Source organism: Burkholderia sp. BCC0097 (assembly GCF_902832985.1).
Taxonomy (GTDB): Bacteria; Pseudomonadota; Gammaproteobacteria; order Burkholderiales; family Burkholderiaceae; genus Burkholderia; species Burkholderia orbicola.
On sequence record NZ_CADFDM010000002.1, the window covers coordinates 848,839 to 862,147 of the forward strand.

Sequence of the window (13,309 nt, forward strand, 5' to 3'; positions counted from 1 at the left end):
ATCTCATCAAGACAAGGTTCGGCATCCTACTGCGTCATTTCGGCGAATGTAAGTGACAGTTTGGCGAGGAAACGTCAAATCCGGCCGGCGTGGTGAACAGATGATGCGAACGCGCCGGCGCGGCCGCGCGCGCTCGCACGGCAGCCGTTCGTCCGGCGCACGTCATGATGTATTGCGGTAGCAGAGGAAGCGGCGGCGAAGCGAAGCCCGGCCATGCGCGGGCCCGCTCGCACTCAAGCGTCGTCGACGTTGTCCGCGTAGTGGTCGATCGCGACCTTGCACTCGTCGAACACCACCGTCAGCAGTGCGACGTCGCTCGACTCGAGCCACTTGCGGATCTGCAGGAACTGGCCGGTGCCGAGATCGGCGAGGCGGCCCGGATCGTCGGTCGTCACGTCGACGATCGCGATCGCGCGGTTGCCGGGCAGCGGCGACAGCGTCGCCGCGATGTCGAAGCGCCGGTACGATTGATCGATGCGCATGCGGTTCTCCCGAATCGGTTCGAAAGGGGGCGCGCTTAGTCGAGCGCCTGGCGAAAGACCTTGCCGCCGAATCCCGTCACGACGTTGTCGACCGAGAACGGCGTGTCCTCCTTCGCCTCGAGAATGACCGCGACGCTGCCGGGCACGAGCCGCGCCGCGACCGTCTCGACGAACGTGCCGTCGAGCAGCGCGTTGCCGGCCGCTTGCGCGAGAATGCCGGCGCCCGCGCCGGCCGCCATGCCGGTCACCATGCCGATCGGCCCGGCGAGCAGGCCGAGCAAGCCGCCCGCGATCGCCCCGATCACGCCGCCCTTGAACGGCCGCGATTCGGCGTCGAGCACCGCGAGCTTGCCGTTCGCGTCCTTCTCGACGACGACGCCGTTCTCGATGTGGAATCCTTCGTTCTTCTCCGACAACGCCTCGAAATCGTTCGCGGCCTGGCGGGCCGTCTCGACGCTGCCGAACACGGCGACGATCAATTGCCTCGTCATGCGACACCTCGCTTGATGGAATGATGGGGGGGCCGCCGCACCGCGCACGGCGCGCCGGGGTTCGCTTCGAATGCCGCCCGGGCCACGTTACCTGCGGGCATGCACGTCGTCCTCGACATCGTCGACGTCCGCCGGAAAGCGATGCTGGCCGAAGCTCAGGATCAGCACGCCGACCGCGAGCAGCACGATCCCGAAGGTCGTCATCAGCATCCGCTCGGGGCTGTCCGTCGCCCCGCGCAGGATCAGGTCGCGCGCGAGCGACGTCATCGCGATGAACAGCGGAAACCGCACCGGCAACCGGCCGAGCCGCAGGTAGCGCAGGTCCATCGCGAGCACTTCCAGATACAGGAACATCAGCAGCAGGTCGGTCAGCGACACCTCGCCCGCGAGCACGACCTTCCACGCTTCCTGCGCCATCGCGAACGCGGTCGCCAGCCCGATCACGACCAGCCCGGCGAGCTCGGCCGCGTGAAGGAAATGGCCGAAGCGGCGACGGATGCGCTCGGCGGCCGTATCGGCGGATGCAATAGACGTATTCAACGCGCTCACCGGTGTAGTGTCGTGGGCGCGGCGATCGATGCTCCGTCGCCGCAACGGGGGGTCTCGGGCAACGGAAAGCCCGGGACGGGCGAACGGGAAACCGTTGCGCACGCCTCTGCTCCGCTCGCGCCCGTCGCCTGCGCGACCGCGGACAGCGTGCGCCGGCAACACGCGTAAAACGCGACGCCGGCCTCGGTGCATGCGACCTCGTCGCCCGAGCGGTCCAGCAACAACCGGCAGCCGAGATAGCGCTCGAGCCCATCGAGCCGCGCGCCGACCTGCGCGACGTCGAGCTTCAGTTCGGACGCCGCGCCGGACAGCCCGCCATGCTCGACGATTGCACCGAAAATACGCATCGCTTCCAAAAGGTTCATCATGATGACCGTCGTCGGGCGGAGCGGAACCTAATCTACTGCACGCGACACGCACGCTCAAGAGCACAGCGCCGCGGGCGCCAGGAGTACAGCTGAGCGCGCGCCGCACAAAACCCGGCCCTGTTTGATCCATTCGAATGACAGATCGTCGATACGTGTTCCAAAGACCTGCCGAAGCTGCTAGATTGCATGCTCGACGACGTTACGCGGTGCGGCCAGCCTTACGCGCCGGGCGAACGCGCGGCCACCCCGCCTGCCTCCCCTTCGCGCCCCGGGGGCCGGCCGCCGCCGCTGCGGCCCGTTGCGCGATGCCCGCGCAACGTCCTTCATCCGCATGTCACAAAGCACAGAGAACAGTCGCATGACACAGTTCAACCGTTCGCCTTCGCGCGCCGCGGCTACCGCGGCCCGTCCGTCCCGACATGACTGACCGGCAGGCCGCGATGCAGATCACTCCTCCCCCGCTCTCCCAGGCCGTTCACAGCACGATCACGCGCAGCGCGATCTTTCTCGTGGCGACGATCAATCCCGGCGCCGATCACGCCGACACGATCCGTTCGTGGTGCGGCGACATCGCCGCGCTGGTGCGCTCGGTCGGCAAGCGCGTGCCGGGCGGCAACCTCACGTGCGTGTGCGGCTTCGGCTCCGACGCGTGGGATACGCTGTTCGGCGAGCCGCGCCCCGCGTCGCTGCATCCGTTCCGCGAGTTCGGCGCCGGCCAGCGCGTCGCGGTCGCGACGCCCGGCGACATCCTGCTGCACATCCGCGCCGAAGCGATGGACCTGTGCTTCGAACTGGCGACGCAATTGCTCAATGCGCTCGGCGACGCGGTCACGGTCGTCGACGAGGTGCACGGCTTCCGCAATTTCGACCAGCGCGCGATGATCGGCTTCGTCGACGGCACCGAGAACCCGGAAGGCCGCGAGGCGGTCGACTTCACTGTGATCAGGGACGAGGACGCCGAATTCGCGGGCGGCAGCTACGTGCTCGTGCAGAAATACCTGCACGATATGGCCGGCTGGAACGCGCTCGCGGTCGAAACGCAGGAGCGCATCATCGGCCGCACCAAATTGGCCGACATCGAGCTCGCGCCGGACGTGAAGCCGTCGTGCTCGCACAGTTCGCTGACCACGCTCGACGAGGGCGGCCAGGAAGTGAAGATCCTGCGCGACAACATGCCGTTCGGGCGCCCGGGCGCCGGCGAATTCGGCACCTATTTCATCGGCTATGCTCGCTCGCCGGCGCCGATCGAGCAGATGCTCGAGAACATGTTCGTCGGCCGCCCGCCGGGCAACTACGACCGCCTGCTCGACTACAGCCGCGCGGTCACCGGCTCGCTGTTCTTCGTGCCGTCGGCCGACCTGCTCGAGGCGCTCGCCGACCGCCCGGCGCCGCCCGCCGAAGCCATCCAACCGGAATCCACGCCGTCCGCGCCTGCCGCACCGCATCGCGACGGCTCGCTGAACATCGGCTCGCTGAAAGGAACCCCGACCTATGAATAACCTGCATCGCGAACTCGCCCCGATCTCGTCGGCCGCCTGGGAACAAATCGAGGAGGAAGTGGCGCGCACCTTCAAGCGATCGGTAGCCGGCCGCCGCGTCGTCGACGTCGACGGCCCCGCGGGCCCCGAGCTGTCGGCCGTCGGCACCGGGCACCTGCTCGACGTGGCCGCGCCGCGCGAGCTCGTGAACGCGCGGCTGCGTGAAGCGCGCACGATCGTCGAGCTGACGGTGCCGTTCGAGCTGAGTCGCGACGCGATCGACAGCGTCGAGCGCGGTGCGCGCGACGCCGACTGGCAGCCGGCGAAGGAAGCCGCGCAGCGGCTCGCGTTCGCCGAAGACGGTGCGATCTTCGACGGCTACCACGCGGCCGGCATCGTCGGCATCCGCGAAGGCACGTCGAACCGCCGGCTCACGCTGCCGGCGGACGTCGGCGCCTATCCGGACGCGATCAGCGACGCGCTGGAAGCGCTGCGCCTGGCCGGCGTCGACGGCCCGTACTCGGTCGTGCTCGGTTCGGACGCATACACCGCGCTCAGCGAAGCGCGCGACCAGGGCTATCCGGTCCTCGGTCATATCAAACGGATCGTCAGCGGCGAGATCATCTGGGCGCCGGCGATCAGCGGCGGCTGCGTGCTGTCCACGCGCGGCGGCGATTACGAGCTGCACCTCGGGGAAGACGTGTCGATCGGCTACACGAGCCACACCGACAAGGGCGTCCGCCTGTACCTGCGCGAAACGTTCACGTTCCTGATGCTGACGAGCGAGGCATCGGTGGCCGTGGCGCCGCAGGGCAACGCGGCCGCCTGACGCGGTTGCCGGCCCGCGATGCCCGCCCGGGCGTCGCGCGCGGCGGCCGCACCGCCGGCCGCAGGTTCGTCGCCGATCCCGCCCATCTTGCATGGAGGATGTATGAGCGAATCGAATGACGCATTACAGGCGCTGCAGGCGTCCGTCGCTACCCTGAAGCAGACGGTGGACGCGAATGCGAGCAGCCAGGCCGGCGACACCGCCGTGCTGTTTACCGTCGTGTCGCTGATGCTGGCCGAGCTGCCGCCCGACACGCGCAACCTGGTCGAGGATTCGTTCTCCGTCTGGGCCAATGGTCTGCAGAATGCGGCGCTGTCGGCCGACGTGAAGCAGATCGCACGGCAACGGCTCGCGATGAATCTGTCGGACTGATCGCGGTTCACCACGGTTGCGCGATGTCCGGCGCGTACCGTGCAACCCGTCCTCGCCCTCGCCGGCCCCCCGGCACGCATCGGCTGCGGTGCGTGCGGAGCCGGCCGTCACCGCTTCGCGCCCGCGCCGCGCGTCGCGCGCCGTCTTGCGTCGCGTCCTGCGTCCCGTCTCCCCCGTTTGCCGGCTGCCTGCGCCCTGCGCGCCGATGTCGCACCGCGTGCCGTTCGCGCGCCGCCCCTTCCTGCCCCCATCCACCGCAAGCCGTACGCGCCTCGCATGCCCGCGCCGCCGCGCGCGTGCGCGTCTGTACTCCTTGCCGCCGGATCGCGCGCCCATGTGAGGGTGCAATTCACGGCCGGCCCGGCTGGGAACTGTGTCTTGGATGGCCCGCGCCGATTCGCTATTTTGAACGCAGTCGAAGCGATGCCGTGGGCTCCTCGCAGCACTCGCGCCTCCCACCCCGACCGCGACCGTGCGCCACGCCGGCGCGCGCTGCGCGATCGCACCGGTGCGGCACGCGCGCCGCCGCAGCGTGTGCCGTGCGCGTCGTGCGGTCGCGATCGGGACGCGCGAGCGCCGCACCGCATCGGGCTTCACCCTTCGACCCACCTTCACCGACAGGAGCCAGACCACCATGCCCGCACTTTGCGATATCTGTCACGCCCGCCCGGCCGTCGCGCGCGCCACCGTGATGCAGGACGGCGAGCGCAAGACGATCTCGATCTGCGATTACCACTTCCGACAGCTGATGCGGCATCAGAGCATGCTGAATCCGTTCGATTCGCTGCTGGGCGGTGGCGGACCGTCGTCGCTGTTCGGCGGGCTCGGCGACGACTCGCCGCTCGCCGCCGAGATTCCGCGCGAATCGGTCGACCCGACCGACGCGTTCAGCGAGCAGACGCTCGAACTGCTGCAGCGCGCGGCCGAGAAAGCGCACGAGCTGCGCCGCAGCGAGCTCGATTCCGAACACCTGCTGTACGCGCTCGCGGACACCGACGTGTGCGCCGCGCTGCTGAAGGAACTGAAGCTGTCGCCGGAGGACATCAAGTCGTACATCGACGCGCATGCGCATACCGGCACGGCCGACCCCGATGCGCCGCTCGACAAGCTGTCGATCTCGCCGCGCGTGAAGAAGGCCGTGCAGTACGCGTTCCAGGCGTCGCGCGATCTCGGCCACTCGTACATCGGCCCCGAGCACCTGCTGATCGGGCTCGCATCGGTGCCGGACAGCGTCGCCGGCACGCTGCTGAAGAAATACGGCGTGACGCCCGAGGCGCTGCGCCAGAAGGTCGTGAAAGTGGTCGGCAAGGGCGCGGAGGACGGCCGCGTCGATGCGCCGACCGGCACGCCGAATCTCGACAAGTTCGGCCGCGACCTCACCGCGATCGCGCGCCAGGGCAAGCTCGATCCGGTGCTCGGCCGCGCGCAGGAAATCGAGAGCACGATCGAGGTGCTCGCGCGCCGCAAGAAGAACAACCCGGTGCTGATCGGCGAGCCGGGCGTCGGCAAGACGGCGATCGTCGAGGGTCTCGCGCAGCGGATCGTCAACGGCGACGTGCCCGAGGTGCTGCGCGACAAGCGGCTCGTCGAAGTCAACATCAACTCGATGGTGGCCGGCGCGAAGTATCGCGGCGAATTCGAGGAACGCGCGAAGCAGCTGATCGACGAGGTGACGGCGAAGCAGGACGAACTGATCCTGTTCATCGACGAGCTGCATACGATCGTCGGCGCGGGCCAGGGCGGCGGCGAAGGCGGCCTCGACATCGCGAACGTGCTGAAGCCCGCGCTCGCGCGCGGCGAGCTGAGCCTGATCGGCGCGACGACGCTCAACGAATACCAGAAGTACATCGAGAAGGACGCCGCGCTCGAGCGCCGCTTCCAGCCCGTGTTCGTGCCGGAGCCGAGCGTCGAACAGACGATCGTGATCCTGCGCGGGCTGCGCGACAGCCTCGAGGCGCACCACCAGGTGACGTTCGCCGACGATGCGTTCGTCGCGGCCGCCGAGTTCGCCGACCGCTACATCACGTCGCGCTTCCTGCCCGACAAGGCGATCGACCTGATCGACCAGGCCGCCGCGCGCGTTCGGATCGGCGCGACCTCGCGCCCGGTCGACATTCAGGAAGGCGAAGCGCAAATCGCGCAACTGAAGCGCGAGCAGGACTATGCGACGTCGCGCAAGCGCTTCGACGAAGCGAAGCAGTTCGAAGAGCAGATCAACGCGAAGCAGAAGGCCGTCGACGAGATGATGGAGGCGTGGCAGCGCAAGACCGGCTCGGAGACGCTCGAGGTGACCGTCGAATCGGTGGCCGAGGTCGTGTCGCGGCTCACCGGCATCCCCGTGTCCGAACTCACGCAGGAAGAACGCCAGAAGCTGCTGAAGATGGAAGAGCAACTGCGCGAGCGCGTGGTCGGCCAGAGCGATGCGGTGGTCGCCGTCAGCGATGCCGTGCGGCTGTCGCGCGCGGGGCTCGGCCAGACCCACCGGCCAATCGCGACGTTCCTGTTCCTCGGGCCGACGGGGGTCGGCAAGACCGAGCTCGCGAAGGCGCTGGCCGAGACCGTGTTCGGCGACGAGCAGGCGATCATCCGCATCGACATGTCCGAATACATGGAGCGCCACGCGGTCGCGCGGCTGATCGGCGCGCCGCCCGGCTACGTCGGCTACGACGAAGGCGGCCAGCTCACCGAGCGCGTGCGGCGCCGCCCGTACAGCGTGATCCTGCTCGACGAGATCGAGAAGGCGCATCCGGACGTCTACAACGTGCTGCTGCAGGTGTTCGACGACGGGCGTCTCACCGACGGCAAGGGCCGCGTGGTCGATTTCAGCAACACGATCATCATCGCGACCAGCAACCTCGGCGCGGCGATCATCATGGACAACCTCACGCAGCCGGAAGCCGCGCGCAAGACCGACAAGGCGATCCGCGAGGAACTGATGCAGGTGCTGAAGGGGCATTTCCGGCCCGAGTTCCTGAACCGGATCGACGAGGTGATCGTCTTCCACGCGCTGTCGAAGGACAACATCCGCTCGATCGTGCAGATCCAGCTCGATCGCGTGGTGCGTACCGCCGCCGCGCAGGACATCACGCTCGTGATGGGCAGCTCGCTCGTCGACCACCTGACCGAAGTCGGCTACCAGCCGGAATTCGGCGCGCGCGAGCTGAAACGCCAGATCCGCCAGACGATCGAGACGCGGCTCGCGAAGGAGATCCTCGCCGACCGGCTGAAATCGGGCGACAAGTGCGAGGTCGACTACGACAAGGACAGCGACGAAGTGAAGTTCAACACGCTCGCCGCGCCTGAAGCAAAGGATGCGAAGGACGCGAAACCGGACGCCGACGGCAAGGCCAAACCCGACGGCAAGGCCGCCAAGGCAGCAGCAGGCGCGAAGAAGGACGACACGCCCGCCGACGCCCCACCGCCCGCGGCGAAGCCCGGCAAGAAGTCGTCCGGCGCGAAGAAGGACGCACACTAAAACAACGCTTGCCCTGCAACCCGGGGCACGCATGACCGGCTCCGTCCGCCGGACGGAGCCGCCCCACGCCGCGACACGGCGCAACCGAGCCACCCGCACCGGGCCCGGCTATTGGAGATTCACCATGACAAATCGACGCGAAGTGCCAGGCATCAGGAAATACGATGGGCCCGCCGGCGGTTGGGGCGCGCTTCGCGCGACAGCCGATGCGGTGCGCACGCAGATGGAAACCATCGAGGCGCCGATCGTGCTGATGCGGACCAACCAGCCCGACGGCTTCGACTGCCCCGGTTGCGCGTGGCCGGACAAGGAACACAAGTCGACGTTCCAGTTCTGCGAGAACGGCGCGAAGGCCGTCACGTGGGAAGCGACGACCAAGCGCGTGACGCCCGAGTTCTTCGCGGCGAACACCGTGTCGTCGCTGCTGCGCATGTCGGACTACGAACTGGAGAACATGGGCCGGCTCACGCATCCGCTCGTCTACGACCGCGCGACCGACACGTTCCGCGCGATCGAATGGGACGACGCCTTCGCGCGCATCGGCGAAGTGCTGCGCGCGCTGCCGCCCGAGCAGGTCGAGTTCTACACGTCGGGCCGCGCGTCGAACGAAGCCGCGTACCTGTACCAGCTGTTCGCGCGCGAGCTCGGCACCAACAACTTCCCGGACTGCTCGAACATGTGCCACGAGCCGACCAGCGTCGGCCTGCCGCAGTCGATCGGCATCGGCAAGGGCACCGTGTCGCTGGAGGATTTCGACCACTGCGAGCTGATCATCTCGATCGGCCACAATCCAGGCACGAACCATCCGCGGATGATGGGCACGCTGCACGAGTGCGCGCGCCGCAACGTACCGATCATCGTGTTCAACCCGCTGCGCGAACGCGCGCTCGAACGCTTCGCCGATCCGCAGGACATGATCGAGATGGCGTCGTTCGGCTCCACGCGGATCGCGTCGACGTACTATCAGGTCGACGCGGGCGGCGACGCGGCCGCGCTGAAGGGCATCATGAAGGCGCTGCTGAAGCTCGAAGCCGAGCAAGGCGACGTGCTCGACCGCGACTTCATCGCGCAGCACACCAATGGCTTCGACGCGTTCTCGGCCGACCTCGAGGCGACGTCGTGGGACGACATCGAGCGCGCGAGCGGCCTGAGCCAGGCGCAGCTCGAACAGGTCGCGATCGCGTATGCGAAGTCGAACGCGACGATCGTCACGTACGGGATGGGCGTCACGCAGCACAACAAGGGCACGGCCACCGTGCGCCTGATCGCCGACCTGCTGCTGATGCGCGGCAACATCGGCAAGCCCGGCGCCGGCGTGTGCCCGCTGCGCGGCCATTCGAACGTGCAGGGCAACCGCACGGTCGGCATCACCGAGAAACCGTCGGCCGAATTCCTGAAGAAGATCGAGGACGTGTGCGGCTTCACGCCGCCCGCGCAGCACGGGCACGACGCGGTGCAGGCGATGCAGGCGATGATCGACGGCACCGCGAAGGCGCTGCTGTGCCTCGGCGGCAACTTCGCGGTCGCGCTGCCCGATCCCGAGCTGTCGTTCCCGGCGATGGCCAAGCTCGACCTGAGCGTGCATCTCGGCACGAAGCTGAACCGCTCGCACCTGCTGGTCGGCAAGGAAACCTTCATCCTGCCAGTGCTCGGCCGCACCGAGCTCGACATGCAGGCCACCGGCCGGCAGTCGATCACCGTCGAGGATTCGATGTCGATGGTCCATGCGTCGGCCGGCAAGCTCAAACCCGCGTCGGACCAGTTGCGCTCGGAACCCGCGATCGTGGCAGGCATCGCGCATGCGACGCTGCCGAACAGCAAGGTCGCGTGGCTCGACCTGATCGCCGACTACGACCGCATCCGCGACCTGATCGACAAGACCGTATCCGGCTTCGAGGCGTTCAACGAGCGAATCCGCACGCCGGGCGGCTTCCGTCTGCCGCTGCCGCCCACCGAGCGCGTGTGGCCGACGCCGACCGGCAAGGCGATGTTCTCGGTCTACAAGGGCGTGAAGGAGGACGCGGACGTGCTCGGCGCCGAGCAGGTGCTGCGGCTGATCACGCTGCGCAGCCACGATCAGTACAACACGACGATCTACGGGCTCGACGATCGCTATCGCGGCGTGTTCGGCCGGCGCGACGTGCTGTTCATGAACGCGGCCGATCTCGAGAAGTACGGGCTCGAACACGGCGACCTCGTCGACATCGAGACAGTCACCGCGTCGGGCCGCACACTGCGCCTCGAGAAGATCACCGCGATCGAGTACGACATCGCGCCGGGCTCGGTCGGTGCGTACTATCCGGAAGCGAACGTGCTCGTGCCGCTCGACTACATCGACAAGGAAAGCGGCACGCCGTCGTACAAGTCGGTGCCGGTGCGCGTCGCGCGCTCGGCGGTGGTCTGATCCGCAGGCGGGCGGGGGCGCGGCACATGTCGCGCCGTTCGGCCCGCCTGCTACCCTGCGCTTCGCGCTCGCGGCCGTCGCATCCGAACCGATGCGGCGGCCGTTTCATTTGATCGCGTCGGACGACGCCGGGCTTGCCGCGCCGCCGTCGGGCGCCGGGCGCCGGGCGCCGGGCGTCGCCATATTGCCGACAAACCGACGGTCTGACGAACGGTAATAATCACTTCCTCACCATTTGACTCCACGCCGTCCGCAGTATGTCTGCCCCAGACGAGCCATCCCCGTATAACAACGCCTCTCGGCTCGTCATCGCGGAGCGTTCAGGGTTGATACCTGCAACTGAGGAAATACGTCCTCTTTCCCGTCACTGCCCGTCCCCACAATTCTTGACTATGCCCCCGCCGCCGAACTGGTACGATGCCGGTCGCCTCGGCATAGAAAACGGGTATTTGATCGCCCCCTATTTATTGCCTTGCGACCGGACGATCCTGCCGTCTCGCAGGCGGTAAAAGACCCCGGAAACGCATCCAGCCCGCTCAAGAACCCCGCAACACCCCGGCTCGCCCCACGCGACCCGTTGCAGTAACCGTTGGAGTGGCGCCCCCCGCGCCTGCAAGCATGAAGAAATCGACGCAGCCCACCCGTCCCCCACGCGACAAAGACCGCACGCCGCTCGTACGCGCCGGCGCGTGGCTGCTGATGGCCGGCCTGCTGTACCTGCTGTGGCCGTCCGCCGAAACCGCCTACCTCGCGATGGAGTCGGTGATCCGCTGACGCGCGCGGCCAACCCCGCACTACGCTATACTGCCGCGATGGAAACCCAACCCGCCTCGCCGATCGTGCATTGCTGGTGGCGCGCCTGACCCAGGCGGCCCGTTTCCTTTTGCATGTCCCAAACGTGATGCCGCCAGCCATGGCGGCATTTGCGTTTCTGCGCTGACGTCATGGCTGGCGGCTTCGACAACCCGGAGCCAACGACAACCATGACGCAACCCACCCGCCCGATCATCCTCACCGGCGACCGCACGACCGGCCCGCTGCATCTCGGCCACTACATCGGCTCGCTGCGCGCACGCGTGCAGATGCAGCACGAGGCGACGCAATTCCTGCTGCTCGCCGATACGCAAGCGCTGACCGACAACATGGGCCGCCGCCAGCGCGTCACCGAGAACGTGATCGAGGTCGCGCTCGACTATCTCGCCGTCGGCATCGATCCGGCGATCTCGACGATCGTCGTGCAATCGCAGGTGCCCGAGCTTGCCGAGCTGTCGCAATACCTGCTCAACCTCGTCACGGTCGCGCGCCTCGAACGCAATCCGACCATCAAGGAAGAAATCCGCCTGCGCGGGTTCGAACGCGACATCCCGGCCGGCTTCCTGACCTACCCGGTGAGCCAGGCGGCCGACATCACCGCGTTCAAGGCGACCCACGTGCCGGTCGGCGACGATCAATTGCCGATGATCGAGCAGACCAACGAACTCGTGCGCCGCTTCAACGCGACCGTCGAGCAGCCGGTGCTGGTCGAATGCGAGGCCGTGCTGTCGGCGGTCACACGGCTGCCCGGCATCGACGGCAAGGCGAAGATGAGCAAGTCGCTCGGCAACGCGATCACGCTCGGCTCGACGCCGGACGAGATCGCGCAGGCCGTGAAGGACATGTACACCGACCCGAACCACCTGCGCGTGAGCGACCCGGGCCAGGTCGAAGGCAACGTCGTGTTCACGTTCCTCGATGCGTTCGAGCCGGACGTGGCGAAGGTCGCCGAGCTGAAGGCGCACTATCGCCGCGGCGGCCTCGGCGACAGCGTCGTCAAGCGCGTGCTGAACGAGCGGCTGCAGGCGTTGATCGAGCCGATCCGCGCGCGCCGCCGTGAATTCGAGGCCGACAAGGCCGAAGTGATGGCGATCCTGAAACGCGGCACGCTGCATGCGCGGAAAGTGGCGGGGGCGACGCTCGCGGAGGTGAAGGGGGCGATGGGGTTGACGTATTTCGATTGAGCGGCGATGCCGGCGTGCATTGCACCCACCGCGCCATGCACGCCCGATATGAACATCGACAGGGAGCGTAACCGGCAACGATTCGAACACCTTCCGTCGCGGGCATTCCGTCGAAGCAAAAGATCGGCTGAGCGATGCTGCAATCGGCCCGGATCAGGGGAAGCAAAGCGACGCGATATGGCGAATCATGCAAGCCGACGCGCGACGCGCCGCTCGACGGCCGTGCCGGCCCACGTCGCCATTTCGACAAGCAACAGGTAGCACACGGATAGCGCGAGCAACGTCTCGACGAACGCGAAGCTCGACGAGCCGATACCGGTCAGCACGAATGTCAGTTCCGGTACGGTGACGATCGACAGGACGGCGGTTTCCTTGCTCAGCACGATGGCCAGATTGGTGAGCGCCGGCAGGATCAGCACCATCATCTGCGGCAATTGCACGCGAAAGGTCGTTTGCCAGCGGCTCAGGCCGAGACAGGAGGCCGCTTCGACATGCCCCTGCGGCACGGCTGAAAATCCGGAACGAAATGCCTCGGTGAAATAGGCACCCGCATAGAGCGCAAGGCCGACCACACCTGCCGTCAACGGATCGAACGTCAATCCGAATGCGGGGCCGCCGTAGTACAGCAGAAAGAGCTGCACGAGAAACGGCGTGCCGCGGAACAGCTCTACATAGACGCGAATCGCCGCGCGTACAAAGCGGCCGCCTGCCTGCTGCGCAAGCGCCGCACCGAAACCGATCGCCGCCCCTGCGAGCGTACTCGCCGCCCAGGTCGCCACGGTCATCGCGAGACCCGCGCCGATCTCCGGCAAGTTGTTCACGAGTACATCGGGATGGAAAGTCAGCATGAGGGTCTCCGGCAAG

Annotated in this window: 12 protein-coding genes; 7 read left to right on the forward strand and 5 right to left on the reverse strand. The window is 67.4% G+C overall.

The features are described from left to right. Positions 1-233: 233 nt before the first annotated feature. The 4 genes from HWX07_RS09100 to HWX07_RS09115 form a co-directional block, all read right to left on the reverse strand. Positions 234-482, reverse strand: coding sequence for a hypothetical protein (locus HWX07_RS09100; RefSeq protein ID WP_175876055.1), 249 nt, complete (start codon positions 480-482; stop codon positions 234-236). 35 nt (positions 483-517) lie between these two features. Beyond that, on the reverse strand, positions 518-973 hold the full coding sequence (locus tag HWX07_RS09105; protein WP_175876056.1) for a DUF1269 domain-containing protein: 456 nt from the start codon (positions 971-973) through the stop codon (positions 518-520). Between the two features lie 87 nt (positions 974-1,060). Further along, a complete protein-coding gene (locus HWX07_RS09110) occupies positions 1,061-1,513 on the reverse strand; it encodes a phosphate-starvation-inducible PsiE family protein (RefSeq protein WP_175876057.1) in 453 nt (150 codons plus the stop codon). Between the two features lie 5 nt (positions 1,514-1,518). Next, entirely contained in the window at positions 1,519-1,887 is a 369-nt protein-coding gene (locus HWX07_RS09115) for a LysR family transcriptional regulator (RefSeq protein ID WP_175876166.1), read from the reverse strand. Positions 1,888-2,309: 422 nt separating this feature from the next. On the opposite strand from HWX07_RS09115, the gene HWX07_RS09120 reads away from it, so the two are divergent. From HWX07_RS09120 to trpS, 7 genes are all read left to right on the forward strand, one after another. After that, positions 2,310-3,389 (forward strand): Dyp-type peroxidase, encoded by a 1,080-nt coding sequence (locus tag HWX07_RS09120; RefSeq protein WP_175876058.1) that lies wholly within the window; start codon positions 2,310-2,312, stop codon positions 3,387-3,389. Beyond that, on the forward strand, positions 3,382-4,197 hold the full coding sequence (locus tag HWX07_RS09125) for a family 1 encapsulin nanocompartment shell protein (protein WP_077217096.1): 816 nt from the start codon (positions 3,382-3,384) through the stop codon (positions 4,195-4,197). Before HWX07_RS09120 ends, HWX07_RS09125 begins: the two co-directional genes overlap by 8 nt. A 102-nt stretch (positions 4,198-4,299) precedes the next feature. Continuing rightward, entirely contained in the window at positions 4,300-4,569 is a 270-nt protein-coding gene (locus tag HWX07_RS09130; RefSeq protein WP_124463077.1) for a hypothetical protein, read from the forward strand. Between the two features lie 634 nt (positions 4,570-5,203). Further along, positions 5,204-8,044, forward strand: a complete 2,841-nt coding sequence (locus tag HWX07_RS09135) for an AAA family ATPase (RefSeq protein WP_175876059.1) — start codon at positions 5,204-5,206, stop codon at positions 8,042-8,044. Between the two features lie 124 nt (positions 8,045-8,168). Continuing rightward, positions 8,169-10,448, forward strand: coding sequence for an FdhF/YdeP family oxidoreductase (locus HWX07_RS09140; RefSeq protein WP_175876060.1), 2,280 nt, complete (start codon positions 8,169-8,171; stop codon positions 10,446-10,448). 618 nt (positions 10,449-11,066) lie between these two features. Continuing rightward, a complete protein-coding gene (locus HWX07_RS09145; protein WP_175876061.1) occupies positions 11,067-11,222 on the forward strand; it encodes a hypothetical protein in 156 nt (51 codons plus the stop codon). Positions 11,223-11,431: 209 nt separating this feature from the next. Continuing rightward, positions 11,432-12,445, forward strand: coding sequence for a tryptophan--tRNA ligase (gene trpS, locus HWX07_RS09150; RefSeq protein ID WP_175876062.1), 1,014 nt, complete (start codon positions 11,432-11,434; stop codon positions 12,443-12,445). A 185-nt stretch (positions 12,446-12,630) separates the two neighbouring features. Here trpS and HWX07_RS09155 read toward each other — a convergent pair whose 3' ends face one another. After that, the gene (locus HWX07_RS09155) at positions 12,631-13,293 is read right to left on the reverse strand and encodes an amino acid ABC transporter permease (RefSeq protein WP_175876063.1); all 663 of its coding nucleotides are present in this window, start codon (positions 13,291-13,293) and stop codon (positions 12,631-12,633) included. Between the last annotated feature and the right edge of the window lie 16 nt (positions 13,294-13,309).

What these genes read in the sequence shown, in the direction of transcription:
- HWX07_RS09100 (WP_175876055.1), bottom strand. Translation starts at nt 482, where the DNA reads ATGCGCATCGATCAATCGTACCGGCGCTTCGACATCGCGGCGACGCTG.
- HWX07_RS09105 (WP_175876056.1), bottom strand. Translation starts at nt 973, where the DNA reads ATGACGAGGCAATTGATCGTCGCCGTGTTCGGCAGCGTCGAGACGGCC.
- HWX07_RS09115 (WP_175876166.1), bottom strand. Translation starts at nt 1,887, where the DNA reads ATGAACCTTTTGGAAGCGATGCGTATTTTCGGTGCAATCGTCGAGCAT.
- HWX07_RS09120 (WP_175876058.1), top strand. Translation starts at nt 2,310, where the DNA reads ATGACTGACCGGCAGGCCGCGATGCAGATCACTCCTCCCCCGCTCTCC.
- HWX07_RS09125 (WP_077217096.1), top strand. Translation starts at nt 3,382, where the DNA reads ATGAATAACCTGCATCGCGAACTCGCCCCGATCTCGTCGGCCGCCTGG.
- HWX07_RS09130 (WP_124463077.1), top strand. Translation starts at nt 4,300, where the DNA reads ATGAGCGAATCGAATGACGCATTACAGGCGCTGCAGGCGTCCGTCGCT.
- HWX07_RS09135 (WP_175876059.1), top strand. Translation starts at nt 5,204, where the DNA reads ATGCCCGCACTTTGCGATATCTGTCACGCCCGCCCGGCCGTCGCGCGC.
- HWX07_RS09140 (WP_175876060.1), top strand. Translation starts at nt 8,169, where the DNA reads ATGACAAATCGACGCGAAGTGCCAGGCATCAGGAAATACGATGGGCCC.
- HWX07_RS09145 (WP_175876061.1), top strand. Translation starts at nt 11,067, where the DNA reads ATGAAGAAATCGACGCAGCCCACCCGTCCCCCACGCGACAAAGACCGC.
- trpS (WP_175876062.1), top strand. Translation starts at nt 11,432, where the DNA reads ATGACGCAACCCACCCGCCCGATCATCCTCACCGGCGACCGCACGACC.
- HWX07_RS09155 (WP_175876063.1), bottom strand. Translation starts at nt 13,293, where the DNA reads ATGCTGACTTTCCATCCCGATGTACTCGTGAACAACTTGCCGGAGATC.